The following is a 23,939-nucleotide window of genomic DNA, read 5'->3' as shown; positions in this document are numbered from 1 at the left end:
CGTGCCGAACAAGACCTTCACCTGCGAGGTCGAGGTGCGCTGGGGCGATTCCGATCGCCTCGGCCACGTGAACAACACCCTCTTCCTGGAGTACACGCAGGAGGCTCGGGTGAAGTTCTTCCGCGATCGGGTCTTCCCGGCGGGCGTGCGGCCCTCGGCGATGGTGGTACGCAAGATGGAGATCGAGTTCCTCAAGCCGATCACCGACGCGTCGGGGCCGGTCACCGTCGAGGTGTCGATCCTCGCGGTCGGGAACACCTCGTTCGGCATCCGCCAGGTCATCCGCGACGTCCACGGGGCGACCTGTGGCGTCGCGGACGCGGTGATGGTGCGCTTCGACGCGAAGACCGAATCATCGGTTCCGCTGACGGAACTGGAGCGATCGGTGTTGTCGGAGTACTCGATCACGGAAGCGGCACACTAGCCGGCCACGTCAGTTCACCTCTCGGCCCGCTCCCCGCGGTTAGGCTCGGACGTGCACACCCGTCACGTCAGTTCGACCAGGGGAGTGGGCCGCGAGATGACCGAACCTGCCGATCGCTTCGACCACGGCGCCGCGGTGGCACTGCCCGCGGCCCTCGCATCACACCTGGCGGATGTCCGCGACGCATACTTCCGGAACATCGACTGGGCGTGGTCACAGGGTCGGCTGCACGCAGCCGCCGAGACGGTGTTCAGCAGCCACCTCGACCTCGCGCTGCGGCGCCCGGCCGGCCACTCGGTGTCGAGGGTTCTCGAGCCCCGACCGGGGGAGCCGGCCCTGCAGATCGTCACCGACGACATGCCGCTGCTCGTCGAGTCGGTCATGGCGCTGCTCGCCCGCCTCGGTGTCACGGTCACCGAGCTGATCCATCCGATCCTCCAGGTCCGGCGCGACGGGGACGGTGGCCTCCTCGACGTCTTCGCCAACGGCACGGTGCCCGGCGAGGCAACGCTCACCGAGTCCTGGATGCATGTGCAGCTGCATCCGACCACCGACCCGGAGCTGCTCGCCACGGTCGATGTCGCGGTCCGGGACGTGCTGTCCGACGTGCGGCAGGTGATCGCCGATGCCGACGCGATGCGCTACCAACAGCTGGTGCTCGCCGAACAGCTCGACGCGCTGGCGAGCGGCGAACCGCAGGGTTTCCAGGCGCTCGATCTCCGGGACACGGCGGGGCTGCTGCGGTGGATGTCCGAGGGACACTTCACCACCCTCGGCTACCGGCGGTACGAGTTCCGGGATCCGGGTGAGCACGGCCGCCCGCTCGCCCACATCGCCCCCGAGAGTGGGCTGGGGGTGCTCGGTGCGGCGTCGGTGACCGACCACCGAATCGATCTTCCCGCACCCGAATTCAGTGTCGACCGTCCCATCCTCAGGCTCGCACAGGGGCACGCGCCCGCCACTGTGCACCGGTCGGTGTACCCGTTCTTCGTCTCGGTGACCGGCCTCGCCGCCGACGGGACCATCACCGGCGAGCACCGGTTCGTCGGCGTGTTCACGGTGACCGCGCTGCACGAGAACGTCCTCGACATCCCCGTCATCGAGCGCCGCGCGCGCACCGTGATCGAGCGGGCCGGGTTCGATCTCGACTCGTTCTCCGGTCAGCGGATGCTCGAGGTCATCCAGTCCTTCCCGCGCACCGAGCTCTTCTCCAGCGATACCGACACCCTGTTCGACACCGTGACCGCGGTGATGGCGATCGGCCTCCGCAGGCAGGTGCGGCTGTTCCTCCGGGAGGACCGGTTCGGGGGCTTCACCTCCGCCTTGGTCTACCTCCCCCGCGACCGCTACAACACCCGGGTCCGCCTGGCGATGCAGTCGATCCTGCTGCGGGAGTTGGGCGGGGGCACACTCGAATACAGCGCACGGGTCACTGAGTCGGATCTCGCGATGGTCCATTTCACCGTCCGCAGGGACCCGGATGCGGCCGAGGCCGCGGTGGCCATCTCGGCCGCAGGCCGAGGCCGGATCGAGGCGATGCTGGCGGAGGCGACCAGGGCGTGGGAGGACGACCTCCTCGACGCCGTCGCGGCCGAGCCGAGGGTGACCTCGGTGACCGCGCAGCGTTTTGCCGCGGCGTTCCCGGAGGCGTACAAGCAGGACTTCGACGCCGCACGGGCGGTCAGGGACATCGCCCGGCTGGAGGCGCTGTCGGGCGACGCGATCGATCTGAAGTTGTACCGGCTCAAGGAAGCCCGACCGGGTCAGTGGCGATTCACCCTGTACATCAGCGGTGCCGGGGTCTCGCTCAGCCAGGTGCTCCCCGTGCTGCAGAGCCTGGGGGTCGAGGTGCTCGACGAACGGCCGTACCGGGTGGTCCGGCCGGACGGGGTGCCGTGCTGGATCTACGATTTCGGGCTGGCCGCGGCTCCCGAGCTGGTGGACGCGACGGTGGGGGAGAACCTGGACTCGGAGTTGGACGAGGTGGACCGGACCGTCGAATCCACGCAGGCGCTCGCCCTGCAGCACCGATTCACCGACGCCTTCACCGCCGTCTGGCACGACCGGTCCGAACCGGATCGCTTCAACGAGCTGGTGCTGCGCGCCGGGCTCGAGTGGCGGCAGGCCACCGTGCTCCGCGCCTATTCGAAGTACCTGCGGCAGGCGGGGTTCCCGTACAGCCAGTTCCACATCGAGGGCGTGCTGCTCGAGCACGGACAGACGACCAGGTTGCTGGTCGAGCTGTTCCGGTCGATCTTCGACCCCGGTATGGCGTCGTCGGAGCGGGCGGAGCAGCTCGCCGCCGAGCTGCGCGGCCGGATCAACGAGGTTGTCAGTCTCGACGCGGATCGAATCCTGCGAGGGATGCTGGGACTCATCCTGGCCACGCTGCGGACCAACTTCTACGTGACCGACGGGGCGGGCACTCCCCGCGACATCCTGGTGTTCAAACTCAACCCCCAGCAGATCGCCGAACTACCGAGGCCGCGACCGCGTTTCGAGGTGTTCGCCTATTCGCCGCGGGTCGAGGGAGTGCACCTGCGATTCGGTCCGGTGGCCCGCGGCGGGCTCCGCTGGTCCGATCGTCGGGAGGACTTCCGAACCGAGATTCTCGGGCTGGTCAAGGCGCAGGCGGTGAAGAATGCCGTGATCGTGCCGGTCGGCGCGAAGGGCGGATTCGTGGTCAAGCGGGCGCCCGCGCCGACGGGCGACCCGGCCGTGGACCGGCAGGCCCTCACGGCCGAGGGGCAGGCCTGCTATCGGTTGTTCATCGCCGGGTTGCTCGATGTCACCGACAACGTCGAACCCGCGAGCGGCACCGTGCTCCCGCCGGACCGGGTGGTACGGCGGGACGGCGACGACACCTATCTCGTCGTCGCCGCGGACAAGGGCACCGCGCAGTTCTCCGACATCGCCAACGACGTGGCGGCGCGGTACGACTTCTGGCTCGGTGACGCATTCGCGTCCGGCGGCTCGGTCGGGTACGACCACAAGGCCATGGGCATCACCGCCAAGGGCGCCTGGGTGAGCGTGCGGCGGCACTTCCGGGAGATGGGCATCGACACCCAGGGTGAGGACTTCACCGTCGCGGGCATCGGTGACATGAGCGGCGACGTGTTCGGGAACGGGATGCTGCTCAGCCCGCACATCCGGCTCGTCGCGGCCTTCGACCACCGGCACATCTTCCTCGACCCCGACCCCGACGCCTCGCGGTCCTTCGTCGAACGGCAGCGGCTCTTCGCCTTGCCGCGGTCCTCGTGGGCGGACTACGACACGGCCCTCATCAGTGCGGGTGGTGGGGTGTGGGACCGTTCGCGCAAGTCGGTGCCGCTGACCGCGCAGGCGCGGACGGCGCTCGGCCTCGCCGAGGACGTCACCGAGTTGTCGCCGCCGGAGCTGGTGCGGGCGATCCTGCGTGCGCCGGTCGACCTGCTCTGGAACGGCGGGATCGGCACCTATGTCAAGGCCTCCACGGAGAGCCATGCGGAGGTCGGGGACAAGTCCAACGATGCCGTTCGTGTCGACGGACGCGAGGTGCGCGCCAGGGTGATCGGCGAGGGCGGCAACCTCGGGGTGACCTCGCGGGGCCGGATCGAATACGACCTGTCGGGCGGTCGCATCAACACCGATGCGCTGGACAACTCGGCAGGCGTGGACTGCTCCGATCACGAGGTCAACATCAAGATCCTGCTGGACACCGCCGTCAGCAGCGGCGCGCTGCCGCGGGCCGAGCGCAACGACCTGCTCGCGTCGATGACGGACGAGGTGTCGCGTCTGGTGCTGCGCGACAACATCGACCAGAACGAACTGATGGGGACCTCGCGCGCGGACGCCGCGGCGATGCTGGGGGTGCACGCGCGCCAGCTCGCCGACCTCGAGGAGCGCCGCGGTCTGGACCGCGAACTCGAGGCGCTGCCCTCACCCGCGGAGATCGAGGTCAGGATCCAGGAGGGCGTCGGCCTGACCTCACCGGAGCTGGCAACCCTGCTCGCCCACGTCAAGCTCGACCTCAAGGACGACCTCCTGGCCAGTGAGCTGCCCGACAGCGACACCTATGCGGTGCGGTTGCCCAGGTACTTCCCGCGGCCGCTGCGCCAACGGTTCGCGCCGCTGATCAAGACGCACCGGCTGCGCCGCCAGATCGTGGCCACCATCCTGGCAAACGAGGCCATCGACTTCGGGGGCATCAGTTTCGCCTACCGGCTCGCCGAGGAGGCGGGCGCCAGCAGTACCGATTCGATCAGAGCCTTCACCGCGGCCACCGAGATCTTCGATCTGCGCACGGTGTGGAGCGACATCCGCGATGCGCCCGTCGATTCGACGGTGGCCGACGAGCTGACGCTGGAGTCGCGCCGCATGCTCGACCGCGCGGCGCGGTGGCTGCTGTCGAATCGCCCGCAGCCGGTCGCGGTGGGCGCGGAGATCAACCGGTACGCCGCGCGGGTCCGCGCGCTGACCCCGCAGATCCCGGGCTGGCTGCGTCGGCATCACGTCACCGAGCTCGACTCCCGGATGGCGCACGCGGTCGGATGCGGCTGCCCCCACGACCTCGCCCGCCGGGTGTACGGGCTGCTCGACGGGTTCCCGGTGCTCGACATCATCGACATCTCGGACATCAGCGATCGCGAACTCGGGGAGGTCGGTGAGCTCTACTACGCCCTCGACGAGCGCCTCGGCATCGACGGATTCCTCACCGCCATCTCGGGTCTCGAGCGCGGCGACCGGTGGCATTCGCTGGCCAGGCTCGCCCTGCGCGACGACCTGTACAGCTCGTTGCGCTCGCTCACCCTCGACGTCCTGGCGGGCGGCGAACCCGACGAGAGCGCCGAGGAGAAGATCGCGGACTGGGAGTCCACGAACTCCTCGAGGCTGAGTAGGGCCAGGGCAGCGCTCGACGAGATCGCGGAGTCTGGGACGCTTGACCTCGCGACGCTCTCGGTGGCGGCGCGTCAGGTTCGCAGCATGGTGCGCGGAGCGGGCACCTGATCGAAAGGGATCGAAGGTTGAGCGTCGAAACGGCAGGGTCGATGACCGAGGCTGTGGTCGGGTTCCACACGAAGGTCGGCGTGCGCTGGTCCGACATGGACGTCTTCCAGCACATCAACCACGCAAGGATGGTGACCCTGCTCGAGGAGGCGCGCATCCCGTGGCTGTTCGAGGACGGCAGGCCGACGGTCACCCTCCGCGACGGCGCGGTGATCGCGGACCTGCACGTGCGCTACCGCGGTCAGTTGCGGCACGACGACGGCCCGCTCGACGTGCTGATGTGGATCGAGTCCGTCCGCGCGGTGGACTTCACCATCGGGTACGAGGTGCGCGCCGGAGGTGCGGCGCCGGACTCGGCGCCGTCGATCGTGGCGTCCACGCAGATCGCCGCCTTCGACATCGACACCCAGCGGCTGCGCCGGCTGACCGCGCCCGAGCGCGAGTACCTGGAGCGGTGGAAGCGTGCATGAGCGGGTGCTGACCATCCCGGACCGCGGCGAACGGGAGAACCTCGCGACCTTCCTCGCGAAGGCGATCCGGTTGGACGAGGCGGTGATCGTCCGGATGCGGCAGCGGGACACGGGACAACTGGTCGCCTTCGTCCCGACGGGATTCGACGCGCTGGCCGCGCGGGTGGTCTCGGGCCGGATCAGCCCGGACGACACCTCCGCCGCGGGCGACGAGCTGTTGCGCGGGGTGACCGCCGCGACCGGCGCGGACATCGATCCGGGCTTCTCGATGGATTCGGCGTGGCGGGGCGCGTTGCCGCCGGAGGCGGGGTTCGAGCACATCGATGACGTCCCGGCCCGGGTGCTGATCGACCTGGCTCAGCAGGGCGCCGCGTTGGCGAAGGAGCACGGCAGCAGCCACGGCCCACCCGCATCCCTGCTGGAGCAGGAGGTGCTCAGCGTCGAGGGCGCAGGGGACGTCGTCGGTGTGTCGATGCGGACGGTGTTCGCCCTGGCCGCAATGGGTTTCATCCCGCACGTCGGTTCGGACCCGCTGACCGCCGATGTCGATCTCGAGCGCATCGACGCGGCGGAGATGGTGCGGGTGCGGGCGACCAGGACTTGGCTGCGGCTGGACGCCCGCTTCGGCACCGTGTTCAGCAGGCGCGGCGGCGAGATCGGGCTGACCGTGCGCCGCTGAAGGCGCGGTCAGACCAGCCAGGCCGCCGCGTTCGGGGGTAGTTCCCCGTTCACCAGCGGGGCGCTGGAGAGCAGCAGTTCACCCGGCGGCAGCGGGATGGGTGCATCCGTGGCGTTGAGCGCGCACACCAGCCCGCCGCGTCGACGGAAGGCGAGGCACCCGGACGGGCTTCCGTACCAATCGATCTCGTCGCCGGAGAACTCGGGCCGCAGGGCCCGCAATTCCAGTGCGGCCCGGTACAGCGACAGCGTGGACGTCACGTCCTCGATCTGCGCCTCGACGGTGCGATCGGCCCACTCCGGCGGCATGGGCAACCACGACGCCTCTGTCGAGCTGAAGCCGAACGGCGGGGCCAGACCCTCCCACGGCAGCGGGACGCGGCAGCCGTCCCGACCGCGTTCGCTGTGCGGGGAACGCTCCCAGACCGGATCCTGCAGCGCCTCGTCCGGCAGCTCGACGTTCGGCAGTCCCAGCTCGGCGCCGTTGTAGATGAAGACCGCCCCGGGCAGCGCGAACTCGACGATGGCCATGGCGCGGGCCCTGGCCAGGCCGATCTCGCCGCCCCCGTAGCGGGTGACCTCACGCGCGACGTCGTGGTTCGACAGCGTCCAGGTGGGGGTGCCGCCGACCGCGGCCACGGCGCCCAGCGAGTTCTCGATGGCCTCGCGCACGCTGTCGGCCCCGAACTCCGCCTCCGCGAGCCGGAAGTTGAAGCCCAGGTGCAGCTCGTCGGGTCGGATGTACTCGCCGAACCGCTCGTTGTCGCGCACCCAGATCTCGCCGACCGCGACCGTGTCGGGGTATTCGTTCATCACCTTGCGCAGGCCGCGATGGATCTCGTGGACGCCGGGGTTGTTGAACCTCGGATCGTTGTCGTCGTTGTGCAGGAGTCGATTGGATTCCCAGTCGTAGTCCGGCAGGCCCTCCGGCTTGGCCATGCCGTGCGCGACGTCGATGCGGAAACCGTCGACACCGCGGTCCAGCCAGAACCGCAGCGTCGTCGCGAGGTCGTCGGCGACCTCGGGATTGTCCCAGTTCAGGTCCGGCTGTTCGGCGGCGAAGATGTGCAGATACCACTGGCCTGGGGAGCCGTCCGGCTCGGTGACCCGCGTCCAGGCGGGCCCACCGAAGATGCTCGGCCAGTTGTTCGGCGGCTCGGAGCCGTCCTCACCCAGGCCGTCACGGAAGTGGTACCGCGCCCGCTCGGCGCTGCCCGGCTCGGCCGCCAGCGCGGCCGCGAACCACGGGTGCGCCACGCTGGTGTGGTTCGGCACCAGGTCCATGGTGACCTTGATCCGCCGCGCGTGCGCCTGCGCGATCAGCGCGTCCATCACCTCGAGGTCGCCGAACAGCGGGTCGATGTCCCGCGGATCGGAGACGTCGTAGCCGTGGTCGGCCATCGGCGAGCGCATCACCGGGCTCAGCCAGATCGCGTCGACGCCGAGCAGCTCGAGGTAGCCGAGCCGGTCGCGGACGCCGCCCAGGTCGCCGACGCCGTCGCCGGTGGAGTCGGAGAAGGAACGCGGATAGATCTGGTAGAACACCGCGTTCGTCCACCAGGGATCGGTCGCCTCCGGCGCGGTCTCGTCAGTGGTCACAGGGACACATAGTGCCAAACCCGCCCGGCCATCACGACTTCGAACACGATGTGGCCAGGTCGCTCGATCAGATCGGCGAGTTCACCATCGATGCGGCGGCCATGTCCATGTAATCGATGAGGGCGCGGCGATGGGCGTCGTCGAGGGTGGCCTCGTCGATCGAGGCGATCGCGATGTGCATGCAGCGCAGCCAGGCGTCGCGCTCGAGCGGACCGATCCTGAACGGCTGGTGCCGCAGCCGGAGCCGGGGGTGCCCGCGCTCGTCGGAATAGGTTCGCGGACCGCCCCAGTACTGCTCGAGGAACATCCGCATGCGGCGTTCGGCCGGTCCGAGGTCCTCCTCGGGGTAGAGGGGCCGGACGATCTCGTCCTTCGCCACTTCCTCGTAGAACCGCGCGGTGAGTTTGCGGAACGTCTCGGCTCCGCCCACCGCTTCGTAGAAGCTCACTTCGGCATCAGTCATGTCGGCGTCCATTGTGCCCGTTCTCGCGCTGTGACGTCGACGCGCTGCCGTTGTCACCGGTTGTTCACCAAATGTCCTGCATCTTTGTCCGAAATGGACGTGCGCGAGCCGGTCATCCGTGGTCAACTTGGGAGCAATCTTCCCGGAGGTCGCATGAAGAACTCGCACAGCGCCCGAGCGCACCGACAACTCCAGCCCACTGATGCCCGCGTCGAGCGGGGATCGGGGGCTTCGCTGCAACTGATAGACGAGGGACTCAGACCCTCGACCCCAGGTGAGGACGACGCGGTGCCTGCCTGGGTGAAGCGCCGGGTGCTGCTTCTGAACGCCACCTATGAGCCGCTCACCGCGCTCCCCGTCCGCAGAGCCGTCGTACTACTCGTCTGCGACAAGGCCAGCTCCGTGCACGAGGACCCGCTCGGGCAGGTCATCCATTCCGCCGGCTGGTCCGTGCAGGTCCCCTCCGTGATCCGGCTGCGCAACTATGTGCGGGTGCCCTATCGGGCCCGGATCCCCATGACCAGGGCCGCCCTGATGCACCGTGACCGTTTCCGGTGCGCGTACTGCGGCGACAAGGCCGAGACGGTGGACCACGTGATCCCGCGCAGCCGCGGCGGCGGGCACTCCTGGGAGAACTGCGTGGCCTGCTGCGCGCCCTGCAATCACCGCAAGGCCGACAAGCTGCTCAGCGAGCTGGGCTGGACGTTGCGGGCCGCGCTGGTGACGCCCAAGGGGCAGCACTGGCGACTGCTGGCGAGCACCAAGGAACTCGACCCGGTGTGGTTGCGCTATCTCGGTGAGGGCGCCGCGTAGCGACGGCGCTCGAATGCGGCCCCGACGGTCCATTTTTGGGCTGACTGGGCTACGGTTTGGGACGTGAGCATTCTTGAGACATCGCTGATCTTCGTAGGGATTCCTGCGCTCATCACGGCGATCATCGCGGGGCTGTGCTACCTGGCCAAGCCGGTAGCAGGCACCACCCCCGCGCATTACTCGCTGGACGAGGAATGGACCCACAAGCCGGTGCTGTGGTCCGCGGTCGACGAGGTGACGGTCGGTCACCACGGCGCGCATGCGGCCATCGAGTCCGGATCCGCAGATCTGATCGGAGGTTCGGCAAGTGGCAGGTGGTAACCGTTTCCCGGCGGTGATCGAGTCCGAGCTCCCGGTGGGCTCTGTGGTGACCGCGAGCGGCCGCGTCTCGAACGTGCACCGCATCGGCGATCCCTACGACGATCTGCCGTTCAGCGTCGACGAGCTGGTGGCGCTCGACGATGCGCTGACCGACGCGACGAGGTCGACCAAGGTGCGCTTCAACGCGTACATCGGTGACCTCGGCGAGGACACCGCGGCGGGCGCCGATGCGCTGTTCCCGAAGACCCCCGAGGCCGAGCGTTCGGTGCTGATCGCGGTCTCCCCGAACCAGCGCGCCGTCGAGATCCGTTCCGGACGTCGGGTGGCCGGTCGGGTCACCGACCGTGTCGCACAGCTCGGCGTGACCGCCGCGGTGTCGTCCTTCGGTGAGGCCGACCTGATCGACGGCTTGGTCAGCGCGATCCGTGTGATGAGCGCCGCCATCGCGGTGCGTTAGTCCGACTTCGCTTCGACCGGAGGTGCCCCTCCCGCGGTCAGCCGCGGGAGGGGCACCTCCGGTTGTCTGCGGGGCAGGTCAGCCGGCGTCGGATGCCCGTGCCTTCAGCGCGCGCACGATCCCGGCCTTGCCCTCGACCACCAGCCTGCGCAGCGCGGGCGGATGGTCACCGGCCAGGAAGTCGTCGGCGGCCGCGACCGAGGCCTCGGAGATCGACCAGGCCGGGTACAGCCCGACGACCACGGTCTGCGCGACCTCGCTGGAGCGTCGGGCCCACACGTCGGGGATGTCGGCGAAATAGCGGGCCACGTACGGCTCGAGCAGCTCGCCCTGGCCGGCGGGCGCGAATCCGCCGATGATCGCGCGGGCGGTGATGTTCGGGACGGAGTCGTCGCCGACCACGGTCGCCCACACCTGCTCCTTGACCGCCGCCTGCGGGCGGGCCGCCCGCGCCGCGGCGGCCTGCCGGACACCGGCCGCGGTCGGATCCCGCTGCGCCTCCGCGTCGATGAACGGCGCCTCGGGGCCGTCCGCGTCCACCTCGCCCGCCGCCGCCAGCGCCTGCACCACTCGCCAGCGCAGGTCGGTGTCGACCACCAGGCCCGGCAGTCCGACGGTCGCCGGATCGGCGTCGAGCAGCTCCTGCAGCACCTCCGTGTGCCAGGCCTGCAGGCGCGCCCCGGTCAGCGAGTTGACGAAGGCCAGCTGATGATCGGACCCCGGCTCGGCCTCCCTGGCCAGCTCGAGCAGCCGGTTCGCGAAGCCGGGCCAGCCGGTCTCGGTCGCCCAGCCGGGCTCGGCGTAGCTGCCGAGCGCGGCGTGCGCCTGCATCAGCAGCCGCGACGCGACACCGACCTCCGTCTCCGCGCCGACACCACGCTGCACCAGCTCGACGAAGTCCCTGGCCTTGAGCTCGGCCTGCCGCGTCATCTCCCAGGCCGCCGACCACGCCAGCGTCCTGGGCAGCGGTTCGGCGATGTCGCCGATGCGCTCGATCAGCACGGCCAGCGAGTCCGGGTCCAGCCGCACCGAGCAGTAGGTGAGGTCGTCGTCGTTGACGAGGACGAACTTGCCCCGAGCGACCCCGACGAGCTCGGGCACCTCGGTCCGCGGTCCGTCGACGTCGAGCTCGATCCGCTCGGTGCGCACCAGCTTGCCGTCCACGTCGTCGTAGATGCCGACGGCGAGGCGGTGCACGCGGAGCTCGCCCGCGCCCGGTTCCGCGCCGCCCTGCAGCACGGCGAAGGAGGAGAAGGTGCCGTCCTCGGCGACGGTGAACTCCGGCCGCAGGATGTTCAGGCCGGTGGTCTTGAGCCACTGTGCGCCCCAGTCGGACAGGTCCCGGCCGGACGCGCGCTCCAGCGCGGCGAGCAGATCGTCGAAGGTGGCGTTGCCGAACGCGTGCTCCTTGAAGTAGGCGCGCAGGCCGGCGAGGAACGGCTCGAGGCCCACATAGGCGACGAGCTGCTTGAGCACGCTCGCGCCCTTGGCGTAGGTGATGCCGTCGAAGTTCACCTCCACCGCGGCGAGATCCGGGATGTCGGCCGCGATCGGGTGCGTGGAGGGCAGCTGGTCCTGCCGGTACGCCCAGGACTTCTCGGCGTTCGCGAACGTGGTCCAGGCGTTGACGTACTCGGTTGCCTCGGACTGGCACAGCACCGAGGCAAAGGTCGCGAAGGACTCGTTGAGCCACAGGTCATCCCACCAGGTCATGGTGACGAGGTCGCCGAACCACATGTGCGCCATCTCGTGCAGCACCGTCTCGGCGCGGCGCTCGTAGGACGCCCGGGTCACCTTGGACCGGAACACGTAGTCCTCGAGGAAGGTCACCGCGCCCGCGTTCTCCATGGCGCCCGCGTTGAACTCGGGGACGAACAGCTGGTCGTACTTGCCGAAGGCGTACGGCACCTCGAAGTTGCGGTGATAGAAATCGAAGCCCTGCTTGGTCTCGGTGAAGAGCCGCTCGGCGTCCATGTGCTCGGCGAGCGAGGCACGGCAGTAGATGCCGAGCGGGATGTGGCCGTGCTCGTCGGTGTAGTTGTCGGTCCACGACGCGTACGGCCCGGCGATCAGGGCGACGAGGTACGTGCTCATCCGCGGGGTGGTGCGGAACCGGTGCAGTCCCGGTGTGGCGGCCAGGGTTTCGACCACGGATGAGTTCGAGATGACCTGCCAGTCGGTCGGCGCGGTCACGGTGACATCGAAGGTGGCCTTGAGGTCGGGCTGGTCGAAGCAGGCGAACATCCGCTTGGCGTCGGCGGTTTCGAACTGCGAGTAGAGGTAGACGGATCCGTCGGCGGGATCGACGAAGCGGTGCAGGCCCTCTCCGGTGTGCGAGTACTCGCAGTCCGCCTCGACGATCAGTTCGTTGCGCTCGGCCAGGCCGGACAGTGCGATGCCCTCGGATTCGTCGTACCCCGAGACGTCGAGGGCCGCGCCGTTGAGGGTGGCGCTGCGGATGGCGGTCGCGATCAGGTCGATGAAGGTGGCGCCGCCCGCCGTCGCGCCGAAGGTGACGGTGGTGCGGGAGGAGAAGGTGTGCTCGCCGGGCTTGCCGTCGCCGTCGGTCAGGTCCAGCTCGATGCGGTAGTTGTCGACGCTCAACAACTCGGACCGCTGTGCTGCCTGCTCGCGGGTCAGGTTCGGTGGGGCCACGTCGGACGCTCCTCGTGCTCGGGGACAGATGTGTGTCGAGGCTTGATCTCTCGGGTCCATCCCATCACGAGACGCGGACGATCACGACCGGTCAGGCTCGACTTCGCCACGCAGGCGGGCCGCCCGCAGGACGAGGTAGTCCCGCTCGGCAACGCTGGGGGTGGTGTTCGCGGCGACGGTGTAATCGGTGACGGCGCGGGATGTGTCGCCGGCCATCTCGTAGAGGTGGGCGCGGACGGCGGCCAATCGATGGGTGCGGGGCAGTCGGTCCGGGCACGCGGCGATCAGGTCCAGACCCGCGGCCGGGCCGTACACCATGGCGGTGGCGACCGCGAGGTTGAGGGTGACCAGCGGATTCGGGGCGACGCGCTCGAGCAGGCGGTACAACGCCAGGATGCCGCCCCAGTCGGTGGCGTCGGTGCTGGGGGCCTGGGCGTGCAGCACCGCGATCGCGGCCTGGATCCGATAGGGGCCTGTCAGCCCGTACGCCATTGCCGCGGTGGTCAAGCGGACGCCCTCGGTGATCGCCGCGCGATCCCACCGCCTCCGGTCCTGCTCGGCGAGGGGGATCAGTTCCCCGCGCGGGCCGGTGCGTGCGGCGCGGTGCGCGTCCGTGAGCAGCATCAGCGCGAGCAGCCCGGCGACCTCGGGATCATCGGGCAGCAGGCGGTGGACCGCCCGCGCCAACCGGATCGCCTCCGCCGACAGGTCCGCGCGCCGCACCTCCGGCCCGGAGGTGCTGGCATGGCCCTCGGTGAAGATCAGGTACAGCACGTGCAGCACCGCGCCGAGGCGCTCGTGCCACTGCCCGGGCGGGGGCATCGCGAACGGGCGATCGAGGGTGGCCACGCGCTTCTTGGCGCGGGTGATCCGTTGTGCCATGGTCGCTTCCGGGAGCAGGAAGGCGCGCGCGATCTCCGCGGTGGTCAGCCCGCCGACCGCGCGCAGCGTCAGTGCGATCGCACTCGCGGGCGGAAGCGCCGGATGGCAGCAGAGGAAGAACAGGGTGAGCGTGTCGTCCCGATCGGGCGTCGTGACGTCGGGCGGCCGCGTCGGCTCCAGCCCGGCGGCGATGGACTCACGGTTCCGGCGGGCCGCGTCCGCGCGGATGGCATCGGTCATGCGACGGTGCGCCGCCTGGATGAGCCAGCCGCGTGGGTTGTCGGGCAGACCGTCGACCGGCCAGTGGGTCGCGGCGGCGAGCAGCGCTTCCTGGAGGGCGTCCTCGGCGGCGGCGAGGTCGCCGAACCTGCGCACCAGCGCACCGAGGACCTGCGGCCGCAGCTCGCGCAACAGGTCCTCGGTGTCGGCCTGTGGTGTACCGGTCACAGATCGGCTGGCGGGGCACTCATGATCGCGCGTACCTCGATGTACTCACCGATCGGCTTGCCGCCGGGACCGGGCGCGGCCGAGGCCTGCGCGGCGATCTCCACGGCCCGATCGGGGCCGTCCACGTCGACGATCCAGTATCCGGCCAGGAATTCCTTGGTCTCGGGGAACGGCCCATCGGTCACCACCGCGGCGGAGCGGCCGTCGGAGCTGACGATGCGTGCCTCGTCGGGTCCGGCCAGCCCCTGGGCATCGACCAGCTCGCCCGAGGCGGCGAGCTGCTCACCGAGTGCGCGCTGGAAGTCGATGTGCGCCCCGATCTCCTCGGGTGTCCAATCGGTCATCGGGGTGTCGCAGTAGGCCGCCTGGCTGTAGGTCTTGACCAGCATGTACTTCATTGTCGGTTCCTTTGCTCGGGTGCGCCCCGTGGCGCTCTCGTGAGTAGGACGGAGCCGTCCCGGTGACTTCGACACATTTGCCGCGAAGGGATTGTGCTTCGGATCACACTGAGATCAGAGGGGTGTCGACGGGTCCGACAGTCGGGCCGGATCAACCGGTTCGCCCGAGGTGATCAGGTCCTTGATCCGGTCGGTGACGTCCCAGATGTTGACGTTCATCCCGGCCAGCACGCGATCGTCCGGGCCCAGCCAGAACGCGATGAACTCGCGCCGCGTGACGTCGCCGCGCACGACGAGGCGCGCGTAGCTGCCCGCGGGGGCGTACCCGACGTATTCCATCCCCAGGTCGTATTGATCGGTGAAGAAGTACGGCAGGTTGGCGTACTCGGCCCGCCTGCCCAGCATCGTCGCCGCGGCGATGGCGGGTTGGTTGAGCGCGTTCGCCCAGTGCTCGACGCGAATCCTGGTGTCCAGCACCGGGTGCTGCTGCGCCGCGATGTCCCCGATCGCGACGATGTCGGGGTCGCTCGTGGTCAGGGCGGCGTCGACGAGCACCCCGCCGTCCACCGCGAGCCCGGCCTGCTCGGCGAGCTCGACGTTCGGCTGCGCCCCGACCGCCACCAGCACCGTGTCCGCGGGCAACACGTCGCCGGACGCGAGGCGGACCCCGGTGACCCGCCCTGCGTCGGTGGTGATCTCCTCCACGGTGGCCTCGAAATGCAGGTCGACGCCGTGCTCGCGGTGCAGTTCCGCGAACACCGTGCCCATCTCGGGGCCGAGGGACCCGAGCAGGGGCAGCGCCGCGGCCTCGATGACGGTGACGATGACGCCACGCTCGCGGGCCTGGGCGGCGACCTCGAGCCCGATCCACCCGGCGCCGATCACGACCAGTCGGGAATCCGTGGTGAGGGCACCGATCAGGGCATCGGATTCCTCGACGGTGCGCAGGTAGTGCACGCCCTCGGCATCGGACCCCGGGATCGGGGGGCGTCGCGAGCGCGAGCCGGTCGCCAGCGCGAGCTTGTCGTATCCCAGCGTCGAGCCGTCCGGCAGCCGTACCTGGTGGGCGTCGCGATCGAGGGCGGTGACGGTGGTGCCGAGCCGCAGGTCGACGTGGTGGTCGCGGTACCAGTCGCCGTGGTGCACGGTGAAGTCGCCGAGTGACTTCTTGCCCGCGACGTGTTCCTTGGACAGCGGCGGGCGTTCGTAGGGGAGGTGGTCCTCCGCGCAGAGCAGGACGATCGAGCCGTCGAAGTCCTTCTCGCGCAGGGCTTCCGCGGTCTTTGCCCCGGCGAGCCCACCGCCGACGATCACGAACGTACGGTTCGGTGACATGTCCTCACACTCCGTTCGAGACACTGAGTCTGTGACGAAAACGGTCCTGGTGGCGCTGTCCTCGACCCTACTGCCGACCGTCATCCGGTAGGGGGCTTCTCGGCCGGGAAGCATTCGGGCCGGTCCGTGGTTGGCTACGGATGGACCCGCACAGGACGGGTCCCCACCAGACGAGCGCGCCGACGGCCGCGACGAGAAGACAGGGGAGCAGCCCGTGAGCGACACCAGGGACACCGCCGACTTTTGGTTCGACCCGCTCTGCCCGTGGTGCTGGATCACCTCGCGCTGGATTCTCGAGGTCGAGAAGGTCCGCGACATCGAGGCGAACTTCCACGTGATGAGCCTCGCGGTGCTCAACGAGGGCCGCGAACTGCCCGAGCAGTACCGGGAGATGATGGACAAGGCGTGGGGCCCGGTGCGCGTCGCGATCGCCGCGGCGAAGGATCACGGCGACGAGGTGCTGCTGCCGCTGTACACCGCGATGGGCACCCGCATCCACGATCAGGGCAACAAGGACTTCCCGACGGTGATCGCGGAGGCGCTGGCCGAGGTGGGGCTGCCCGCCGACCTGGCATCGGCAGCCGACACCGACGTCCACGACGAGGACCTGCGGCACAGCCACAAGGCGGGCATGGACGCCGTCGGTCCCGACGTCGGCACCCCGACCATCCACGTCAACGGCGTGGCCTTCTTCGGGCCGGTACTCTCGCGGATCCCGCGCGGCGAGGACGCGGGCCGGGTGTGGGACGGCACCGTGGCCCTGGCCTCGTACCCGCACTTCTTCGAGCTCAAGCGCACCCGGACCGAGGACCCCTCCTTCGAGTAGGCGCTACGCGCCCGTGCGCGGTTGACGAGTCTCTGCACTCGTCAACCGCTCACGGGCGGCGGAGCCGCCTAGGGCAGCACCAGGATCTTCACGTGCTCCTCGGGGTCGCGGAGAGCGGTGAACGCATCCGCGACGCCGTCCAGGCCGACCCGGCCGGTGATGATGGCCTCGGCATCGATCTCGCCGTCGGCCAGGCGCTGCAGGGTGATGTCGTACGCGTTCTCGTACGGGCCGTGCCCGAAGTTGATCGCGATCCGGCGGAACTGCCCGACCACGGGGATGATCACCTCGTCGCCGAACGGTGCCGCCAGCACCTGGATCCGCGAGTTGAACGGCATCGTGTGCATCAGGGTGCCCAGGATCCCGGCCCTGCCGCTGCACTCGTAGGCGATGAGGATGCCCGCGCCCGCCTGTCCGACCAGGGTGTTGCCCTCGGCGACCATCTGGTTCCACAACTCGATGGGGTCTTGTTCGTTCGGGTCGACCACGATGTCGGCGCCCATCTTCGCGGCGAGCTCGCGGCGCTTCGGCGACGGCTCGGACGCGATCACCAGCTGCGCCCCACGTGCCTTGGCCGCGACGATGGCGCCGAGTCCGATGGTGCCGCAGCCGATCACCAGTGCCGAGTCGGCGGGGGTGAGGCCGGACTGCTGCATGTGCATCTCGCCGACGTGCAGCGGTTCGGCGAGCGTGGCGTGCTCGAGCGAGAGCCCCTCGGGGACGTGCCGCACCCAGAACGCATCGACCACGATGTGCTCGCCGAAGGCGCCGTGGTACTCGTTGGAGAATCCGATGATCTTCGGGATGCCGGTCGACGTGTCGGTCGCCAGGCCGATGCCGGCCACCCGGTCGCCGACGGCGAAATCGGTGACGGCCGAACCGACCTCGGAGACGATGCCCGCGTACTCGTGGCCGAGGACGACGGGCCGATCGGTGTCGAAGGTGGCCAGCGGATAGCCCGCGTTCTCGGCCACGTGCACGAACCGGCACGGATCCTTCGACATGCTGAGGTCGCTGCCGCAGATGCCGCAGGCGGTCACGTCGATGCGGAGCTGAGCGGGTGCGAGCGCGGGTGCGTCCGGGACGTCGGCGACCGTGAACGCGCCGTCGCTGAACTGTGCTGCCTTCATGCCTGTGCTCCTGCGGTCTCGGCGGGCTGGCCGTAGTAGTCGGTGTGCGCCTTGGTGATCGCGCCGATCAGGCCTCCGATCAGGTAGTCGCGATTGTCCTCGGCGAACTGGAGGCTGGCCTCGCGGCCGACGTTGCGGTTCTTGAAGTGCGGGATCACCTCGGAGGCGAACAGGTCGTAGCTGCGCTTGGTGTCCTCCCAGTTCGCCATGTCCACGTGCAGGATCAGCATGGTGCCGAATCCGCCGGTCTTCTCGATCAACCGCTCGATCTGGGCGATCGCCTCGTCGGGTGTGCCGATGATCGCCTGGCCGAACTCACCGAGGGTGTCGTTGCGCCACTGGTCGATGATCCCCTTGGGGGTCTGCGCCCAGTCCGGGTTCTGCCCGGTCTGCCGGTTGACGTAGGCCGCCATCGAGTCGATCCGGCGGCTCACCGCCCGCTCCGCGTCGGCCCTCGTCTCGGCGAGGAACATCGGGTTGACCAGCCGCCAGGTGGACCGGTCGGCGACATGGCCGTTCTCGGCGCAGACCGTCTCGTAGACGCCCCAGTTGCGGTCGAGGACGTCGAATCCGCTGGGGGAGCTGGCGGCGAGCGAGAGCAGCGAGAGGCCGTGGGTGCCGGCCAGTACCGAGCCGTTGGGCGACATGGTCGAGGCGGTCGCGATCTCGATGCCCGCCGAGTTGTAGGTGGGCAACTGGGCGCGGGCGTCGCGCAGGGTGAACCAGTCGGTCTCCATGTTCACGACCTCGCCGCGCAGCAGCGCCAGGATCGCCTCGAGGGCCTCGCCCTGCATCCGGCGCTGGTCCGAGGGATTGATCCCCATCATGTGCGCATCGAGCGGGATCTTGCCCGGGCCGGTGCCGAAGACGAGTCGGCCGCGGGTCTGCAGGTCCAGCTGGGTGATCCGGTCCGCGGTGACCAGGGGATGGTGGTACGGCAGTGAGGTGACCCCGGTGCCGAACCGGATCCGTTCGGTGCGCTCGGCGGCGGCGGCGATGAACAGGTCTGGGGCGGGCACGATCTCGGCGCCGGTGGAGTGGTGTTCTCCCATCCAGGCCTCGTCGAATCCGAGGTGATCGAGGTGCTCCATGAGGTCGATGTCACGGCGCAGCTGCAGTGCGGGGTCGGCGTTCAGTGGGTGGTACGGCGCGAGGAAGGCGCCGAACTTGATCGAATCGGTGGTCCACACGGGCGTCATCTCCTTGACGGGTGAGTGCCGGCCCTCGGGAGAGGCAACGAGGGTGATCGGCTTCCAGAGTGAGCGGCATCACATCCGCTCTGCCCTAATTCCTATCATTCGATTGGATCAACTGATCCAAAAAGTTCCCGCTGAGTGGACACTGCCGAGGGGAGGGGATCGCCGTCTCCGGCGGCGGCTCAGGCGCCGAGCAGTCGGTCGACCCCGCCGACGACGAAGAGGACGAGGTCGTCGTAGAAGGCGGTCAGGTCCTCGGGGGAGAGGCGTCCGCCGCCGTGGCTCCATTCGTCGGCCCGGCTCAGGGCCTGGATGAACCCCATCACCGAGATCGCCCAGCGGAGCGCGAGTCGATCCGGGTCCGAATGTGGGTACGCGCGGCGGACCTGGTCGAGCAGCGTCTCGGGAAGGTGCTGGCCCGCGGCCTCCAGTGCGGGATGGCCCTCCGGGGAGATCTGCGCGATGATCTTCACCCACCTCATGCCGCGGACTCGTTGGCGCAGTAGTAGTTCGAGGTAGGGGTCGGTGACCGCGCGAACCAGGGCATCCGCGGTCGGCGCGCCGGGCGAGGCGGCGAGTCGCTCCACGTTGGTCCAGATCTCGTCGCGCACCGCGGCGCCGAGATCGACGAGAACGGCCGCGAGCAGATCGTCCTTCGTGCCGAAGTGGTAGTGCACCGAGGCCGGCCCGAGCCCCGCCGCCGCGTTGACGGCGCGAATCGAGACCGCGTCCACGCCCTGGGCCGCGAAGAGTTTCTCGGCCGCCTTCACCAGGCGCGTTCGGGTGGCATTGCCCTGTCGGTTCTGGGTCGGGGTGGACATGCCGAGAGTTTTGCACACACTTGACGCCGAACGGCCCCGTGACATGAAATAGAGCGAACGATTCAATCAACTGAACCAGTTGTGTGATCGTCCTGGGAAGGGGCATGTGCGAGATGCAACTCGAGGTGGACCTCCGCGAGTCTGATGCGACCGTGGAACTGACGGGTGTCGACGAGTTCACGAGATTGGCCGTCACCGTGCGGGGTGAACCCGACCCGGAACGGACCGCGGCCGCGCTCGCAGGATGGGGCGTCGTGGACGGGGACCACGTCTGGCTGGACATCGGCGTGCTCGAGGACGCCGTGCGCAGGCACCCCGGGCGCGGCGAGGGCTGGCTGCCGCAGTTCGTGTCGATGATCGATTACGCGGAATCCAAGGGCTGGGTGGATTCGGACAACCGCAGGGTGCGCGCGCACCGTGAGCTGGTGGGGGCCGCCGGCTAGAAGATCCGGCCGTGGCGGGAGCGGTCCCGGAGGGCCGCGGCCCGCCAGGTCAGCACCGGGTGGCTGGAGAGGACGTTCACCAGCCAGGGGAAGAACCCGCGCTCGGTACGCGCCCGGTCGGCCATCTCGTCGAATCCGACCAGGCCCATCAGGTACTTGCCCGCGGCGAGCACCCCGATGGCCCCCGGCGCCCCGTACGGGCGGTTGCACAGTCCGTGGTTGTCCGCGGTGTACTCCTGCGCGCGCGAGAGCGAGGACCCGATCACCGGGATGTAGTTGGAGGCGAACATGCCGAGTTGGCGCCAGTACGACGCGTGGCCGGCGGCGATGTGCCCGACCTCGTGTCCGATGATGAAGGCGAGCGCGTCGGGATCGCGTGCCTGGCCGCCGATCTCGAACATGTCGCTGTAGACCACCACGTACCGCCGGAACCCGTGCCCCGAGGCGAAGGCGTTGATCCGGCCGTTGCCGAGGATGACGTAGCCGTCGGGAACCTGCGGCATCCCGAACCGCGCGGCGGCCTCGGCCAGCATCCGGTAGCCGTCGGGGAACTGGGTCGGTGTCATCTTCACGCCGTTGACCCGCTGCGAGGCGTACATCTGCCCGCGGGCGAGGAACAGCAGGATCGGGGCGAGCAGCACGATGATCACCCACATGTCCAACGTGCCCGTGGCGATCAGGGCGACCGACACCAGGTAGGCCACCGTCGTCGTCGCGATCGACAGCACCAGCAGCGGGATCTCGAGCCGGTGCCGGATCGGCATCCCCCACGGCGAGAGACCGCGCGCCGGGTGCATCTGCGGCGGCGGGAATCCCGGCGCCGCCTGGACGGGTGGGTGATGCGCGACCACGGGTGAGAACTGCTCCATGGGCACTGACCCTATTCGTGGTCGGGTCGGGGGCCGCCGGTCCGACCTGTCAGAATTGGCACATGCGCGTATACCTAGGTGCCGACCACGCAGGCTTCGAGCTCAAGAACCAGATCAAGGACCATCTCACCGCGAACGGCCACGAGGCCGTGGACTGCGGCGCCCACGTGTACGACGCCGTGGACGACTACCCGGCGTTCTGCGTCGAGGCCGCGCGCCGCGTGGTCGAGGACGAGGGCAGCCTCGGCATCGTGCTCGGCGGCAGCGGCAACGGCGAGCAGATCGCCGCCAACAAGGTGCCCGGCGCCCGCTGCGCCCTGGCGTGGAGCGTGGAGACCGCGCAGCTCGCCCGCCAGCACAACAAGGCCCAGCTGATCGGTATCGGCGGCCGGATGCACTCGCTGGAGGAGGCGCTGGCCATCGTCGACGCGTTCCTCGAGACCCCGTGGTCGGGCGAGGAGCGGCACCAGCGGCGCATCGACATCCTGTCGGAGTACGAGCGCACCGGCGTGCCGCCGGCTCTGCCCGAGGCCTGAGTGCCCGAGGGCCACACACTTCACCGCCTCGCACGGGAGCACCAGCGACACTTCGCCGGTGCTCCCGTCCGTGTGTCCAGCCCGCAGGGCAGGTTCGAGGCCGGCGCCGCGAGCGTCGACGGCAGGGTCCTGGTGCGGGCCGAGGCGTGGGGCAAACACCTACTGCACCACTACGAATCGGGCCTGATCGTGCACGTGCACCTCGGGCTGTACGGCAAGTTCACCGACCTCCCGCTGCCCATGGGCGCGCCGGTGGGTCAGGTCCGGATGCGCATGGTGGGGGCCGAGATCGGGACCGACCTGCGCGGGCCGACCGCCTGCGAGATCTACGACGAATCCCAGCTGCGCTCGCTGGAGGACCGGCTCGGGCCCGACCCGCTGCGGCCCGACGCGGATCCGGCGAGGGCCTGGCACCGTATCTCCCGGTCGCGTACGGCGATCGGTGCGCTGCTGATGGATCAGGCGGTGCTCGCGGGCGTCGGGAACGTGTATCGCGCCGAGGTGCTGTTCCGGCACGAGATCAACCCGAACCGGCCTGGCACGGATCTGACCTCCGCGGAATGGGACGCGCTGTGGGTCGATCTCGTGGCGCTGATGAAGGTCGGTGTCCGACGCGGGAAGATGCACGTGGTCCGGCCCGAACACGACAACGGCGACCCCGCGTATGCAAAGGACCGCCCGCGGACCTACGTCTACCGGAGAGCCGGATCGGCGTGCCGCGTGTGCGGCACGCCGATCGCTGCGTCGGTCATGAAGGCGCGCAACCTGTTCTGGTGCCCGACCTGTCAGGCCGGCTAGAAGTCCATCCCGCCGAAGTCGCCGCCGCCACCCCAGTCGCCGCCACCGGCGTCGCCGCCCCAGTCGCCGCCGCCCGTGTCTCCGCCGTACTCGCCGCCGGCGTCTCCGCCCGCATCGCCACCACCGGCGTCTCCGCCCTCGCCGGCGCCACCGGCGTCGCTGCCGTCGCCCTGGCCGTTCTCGAAGGCCTGGGCGTCATAGGGCACCCCGGCCATGCCGCCGAACATCGCGGAGAACAGGAACATCGAGCCCACGCCCCACGCGCCCGCGACGAGCGCCGGCTTCCACCAGGGCTCGGAGTACCAGCCGGCCGGGACGGGCCGACCCGCGACACGGCCGCCCGGGTAGTAGTTCGGGGTCCGTGGTGACGGGTTCGGCGAAGCCGAGACCTGACGACCCTCGAACTCGATGTCCCGGTTCTCGGTCACCTCACCGGCGGCGCGCTGACCGTCGATGCTCGGCACCTCCGGGCCGGGGTCCATCCCCATCGCCGTACGCGCGGCACGGATGTAGTAGAGGCCCTCCAGCGCAGTCTGTTTCGCGAGGCGAGCCTGCGCCGGGCTGTTGGCCTGGTCGATCTGCGAGCCGGCCGCGATGTGGCGCTCGGACGCGTCGGCGAGGGCCTGCTTCGAGGCCATGTCGGTGCCGGTCAGGTTGTAGACCTGACCGCCGAGTCGCTCGATCGCCTGGCGCGCGTCCGCCTTGGCGTCCTCGAGCTGGGTGGCGGTGTGGCCGACAGAGCGCTTCTGGCTTTTCATCACCAGGAACACGACGACACCGATGACGGCGAGGATCAGGAGGAGTTCCACTGGGGGCCTTCCCATGGGGACAAATCGGACGAGTTCCAGCCTACCGGCGATCTTGACGTAGCCGCCGTCCGCGGAGCCGCCGCCTCGATCCCGGCGGTCAGCCGCCGCGCACCCGGTCGCCCTCGAGAGTTCGGCGAATCGCGCTGATGCCGAGCTCCATCACGGCCGCGGTGCGGTCCGCCAGCGCATCCGGCAGCAGGTCCGCGATCCACACGAACCGGGTGCGCCCATCGCTCTCGGCGAACACCTGAGCGGACCCGTTGTGATGCTCGTAGGGCCCGCCGACGATCGACCACGACAGGCGGCGAGCCGTCTCGTCCAGTGCGACCAGCCGTTCGCGGACCACGGAGCCGTCGCTGAACGTGACGATCCGGTCGGCCCCGGCGATGGTGGTCTCCGTGACGAACCCGACTGCCAGGCGCTCGTGCAGAGCGCCCCAGTCGCGGAGCGCATCCCATGCGCGCTCGGGGGTGGTGTCGACGAGGGTTTCGGTACGTAGGTATGCCATGACCCGAGGGTGCCGGTTCGCGCGCCGGCCGTCTTGAACATTCTTGCGGCCGGGTGTCGGTGGCGGCGCGTAGCG

23 protein-coding genes are annotated in these 23,939 nt (G+C 69.6%); 11 read left to right on the top strand and 12 right to left on the bottom strand.

The features are described from left to right. The first annotated feature begins 1 nt into the window (after position 1). The 4 genes from ACFQS9_RS23315 (at position 2) to ACFQS9_RS23300 (ending at position 6,559) form a co-directional block, all read left to right on the top strand. A complete protein-coding gene (locus tag ACFQS9_RS23315) occupies positions 2-424 on the top strand; it encodes an acyl-CoA thioesterase (RefSeq protein WP_378408928.1) in 423 nt (140 codons plus the stop codon). 96 nt (positions 425-520) lie between these two features. Further along, complete coding sequence (locus tag ACFQS9_RS23310; protein ID WP_378408927.1) at positions 521-5,410, top strand: NAD-glutamate dehydrogenase; 4,890 nt, start codon at positions 521-523, stop codon at positions 5,408-5,410. 41 nt (positions 5,411-5,451) lie between these two features. After that, entirely contained in the window at positions 5,452-5,880 is a 429-nt protein-coding gene (locus ACFQS9_RS23305; protein ID WP_378408926.1) for an acyl-CoA thioesterase, read from the top strand. Then, on the top strand, positions 5,873-6,559 hold the full coding sequence (locus tag ACFQS9_RS23300; protein WP_378408925.1) for a DUF8185 domain-containing protein: 687 nt from the start codon (positions 5,873-5,875) through the stop codon (positions 6,557-6,559). Before ACFQS9_RS23305 ends, ACFQS9_RS23300 begins: the two co-directional genes overlap by 8 nt. 8 nt (positions 6,560-6,567) lie before the next feature. Here ACFQS9_RS23300 and ACFQS9_RS23295 read toward each other — a convergent pair whose 3' ends face one another. Further along, on the bottom strand, positions 6,568-8,157 hold the full coding sequence (locus ACFQS9_RS23295) for a glycoside hydrolase family 13 protein (RefSeq protein ID WP_378408924.1): 1,590 nt from the start codon (positions 8,155-8,157) through the stop codon (positions 6,568-6,570). Between the two features lie 67 nt (positions 8,158-8,224). Beyond that, positions 8,225-8,620, bottom strand: a complete 396-nt coding sequence (locus tag ACFQS9_RS23290) for a globin (RefSeq protein ID WP_378408923.1) — start codon at positions 8,618-8,620, stop codon at positions 8,225-8,227. 153 nt (positions 8,621-8,773) lie between these two features. Between ACFQS9_RS23290 and ACFQS9_RS23285 the strand changes: the two genes are divergently transcribed. The 3 genes from ACFQS9_RS23285 (at position 8,774) to ACFQS9_RS23275 (ending at position 10,211) form a co-directional block, all read left to right on the top strand. Beyond that, entirely contained in the window at positions 8,774-9,433 is a 660-nt protein-coding gene (locus tag ACFQS9_RS23285) for an HNH endonuclease (RefSeq protein ID WP_378408922.1), read from the top strand. 63 nt (positions 9,434-9,496) lie between these two features. Beyond that, positions 9,497-9,754, top strand: coding sequence for an aa3-type cytochrome oxidase subunit CtaJ (gene ctaJ / locus ACFQS9_RS23280; RefSeq protein WP_378408921.1), 258 nt, complete (start codon positions 9,497-9,499; stop codon positions 9,752-9,754). Then, positions 9,741-10,211 carry a DUF5130 domain-containing protein gene (locus ACFQS9_RS23275; protein ID WP_378408920.1) on the top strand — a complete coding sequence of 157 codons (471 nt, stop codon included), beginning with the start codon at positions 9,741-9,743 and terminating at the stop codon, positions 10,209-10,211. Before ctaJ ends, ACFQS9_RS23275 begins: the two co-directional genes overlap by 14 nt. Before the next feature lie 78 nt (positions 10,212-10,289). Here ACFQS9_RS23275 and pepN read toward each other — a convergent pair whose 3' ends face one another. From pepN to ACFQS9_RS23255, 4 genes are all read right to left on the bottom strand, one after another. Then, the gene (pepN, locus tag ACFQS9_RS23270) at positions 10,290-12,866 is read right to left on the bottom strand and encodes an aminopeptidase N (RefSeq protein WP_378408919.1); all 2,577 of its coding nucleotides are present in this window, start codon (positions 12,864-12,866) and stop codon (positions 10,290-10,292) included. A gap of 81 nt (positions 12,867-12,947) precedes the next feature. Beyond that, a complete protein-coding gene (locus ACFQS9_RS23265; protein ID WP_378408918.1) occupies positions 12,948-14,195 on the bottom strand; it encodes an RNA polymerase sigma factor in 1,248 nt (415 codons plus the stop codon). Further along, positions 14,192-14,593 (bottom strand): YciI family protein, encoded by a 402-nt coding sequence (locus ACFQS9_RS23260; RefSeq protein WP_378408917.1) that lies wholly within the window; start codon positions 14,591-14,593, stop codon positions 14,192-14,194. Before ACFQS9_RS23260 ends, ACFQS9_RS23265 begins: the two co-directional genes overlap by 4 nt. A gap of 114 nt (positions 14,594-14,707) precedes the next feature. Further along, positions 14,708-15,928: an NAD(P)/FAD-dependent oxidoreductase gene (locus ACFQS9_RS23255; protein WP_378408916.1), complete on the bottom strand. Its 1,221-nt coding sequence runs from the start codon at positions 15,926-15,928 to the stop codon at positions 14,708-14,710. Positions 15,929-16,142: 214 nt separating this feature from the next. Between ACFQS9_RS23255 and ACFQS9_RS23250 the strand changes: the two genes are divergently transcribed. Continuing rightward, positions 16,143-16,754: a DsbA family oxidoreductase gene (locus ACFQS9_RS23250; protein WP_378408915.1), complete on the top strand. Its 612-nt coding sequence runs from the start codon at positions 16,143-16,145 to the stop codon at positions 16,752-16,754. 68 nt (positions 16,755-16,822) lie between these two features. On the opposite strand, the gene ACFQS9_RS23245 is transcribed toward ACFQS9_RS23250, so the two are convergent. From ACFQS9_RS23245 to ACFQS9_RS23235, 3 genes are all read right to left on the bottom strand, one after another. Further along, positions 16,823-17,884, bottom strand: coding sequence for an alcohol dehydrogenase catalytic domain-containing protein (locus ACFQS9_RS23245; RefSeq protein WP_378408914.1), 1,062 nt, complete (start codon positions 17,882-17,884; stop codon positions 16,823-16,825). Beyond that, positions 17,881-19,083, bottom strand: coding sequence for an LLM class flavin-dependent oxidoreductase (locus ACFQS9_RS23240; RefSeq protein ID WP_378408913.1), 1,203 nt, complete (start codon positions 19,081-19,083; stop codon positions 17,881-17,883). Before ACFQS9_RS23240 ends, ACFQS9_RS23245 begins: the two co-directional genes overlap by 4 nt. A 179-nt stretch (positions 19,084-19,262) precedes the next feature. Further along, entirely contained in the window at positions 19,263-19,901 is a 639-nt protein-coding gene (locus tag ACFQS9_RS23235) for a TetR/AcrR family transcriptional regulator (protein WP_378408912.1), read from the bottom strand. A 104-nt stretch (positions 19,902-20,005) separates the two neighbouring features. On the opposite strand from ACFQS9_RS23235, the gene ACFQS9_RS23230 reads away from it, so the two are divergent. Next, positions 20,006-20,344, top strand: coding sequence for a hypothetical protein (locus ACFQS9_RS23230; RefSeq protein WP_378408911.1), 339 nt, complete (start codon positions 20,006-20,008; stop codon positions 20,342-20,344). On the opposite strand, the gene ACFQS9_RS23225 is transcribed toward ACFQS9_RS23230, so the two are convergent. After that, the gene (locus ACFQS9_RS23225) at positions 20,341-21,213 is read right to left on the bottom strand and encodes a M48 family metallopeptidase (RefSeq protein WP_378408910.1); all 873 of its coding nucleotides are present in this window, start codon (positions 21,211-21,213) and stop codon (positions 20,341-20,343) included. The genes ACFQS9_RS23230 and ACFQS9_RS23225 overlap by 4 nt on opposite strands. Positions 21,214-21,275: 62 nt before the next feature. Between ACFQS9_RS23225 and ACFQS9_RS23220 the strand changes: the two genes are divergently transcribed. Then, the gene (locus ACFQS9_RS23220; RefSeq protein ID WP_077042121.1) at positions 21,276-21,749 is read left to right on the top strand and encodes a ribose-5-phosphate isomerase; all 474 of its coding nucleotides are present in this window, start codon (positions 21,276-21,278) and stop codon (positions 21,747-21,749) included. Beyond that, positions 21,750-22,547, top strand: coding sequence for an Fpg/Nei family DNA glycosylase (locus ACFQS9_RS23215; protein WP_378408909.1), 798 nt, complete (start codon positions 21,750-21,752; stop codon positions 22,545-22,547). On the opposite strand, the gene ACFQS9_RS23210 is transcribed toward ACFQS9_RS23215, so the two are convergent. Together ACFQS9_RS23210 and ACFQS9_RS23205 are read right to left on the bottom strand one after the other, a co-directional pair. Beyond that, complete coding sequence (locus tag ACFQS9_RS23210; RefSeq protein ID WP_378409057.1) at positions 22,544-23,356, bottom strand: DUF1542 domain-containing protein; 813 nt, start codon at positions 23,354-23,356, stop codon at positions 22,544-22,546. The two genes, ACFQS9_RS23215 and ACFQS9_RS23210, sit on opposite strands and share 4 nt — an antisense overlap. 97 nt (positions 23,357-23,453) lie before the next feature. Beyond that, the gene (locus ACFQS9_RS23205; protein ID WP_378408908.1) at positions 23,454-23,864 is read right to left on the bottom strand and encodes an SRPBCC family protein; all 411 of its coding nucleotides are present in this window, start codon (positions 23,862-23,864) and stop codon (positions 23,454-23,456) included. Positions 23,865-23,939 lie beyond the last annotated feature (75 nt).

The sequence above is a fragment of the Rhodococcus daqingensis genome, from assembly GCF_042665615.1.
Lineage (GTDB): Bacteria > Actinomycetota > Actinomycetes > Mycobacteriales > Mycobacteriaceae > Rhodococcus_G > Rhodococcus_G daqingensis.
This window is presented reverse-complemented; position numbering and strand designations above follow the sequence as displayed.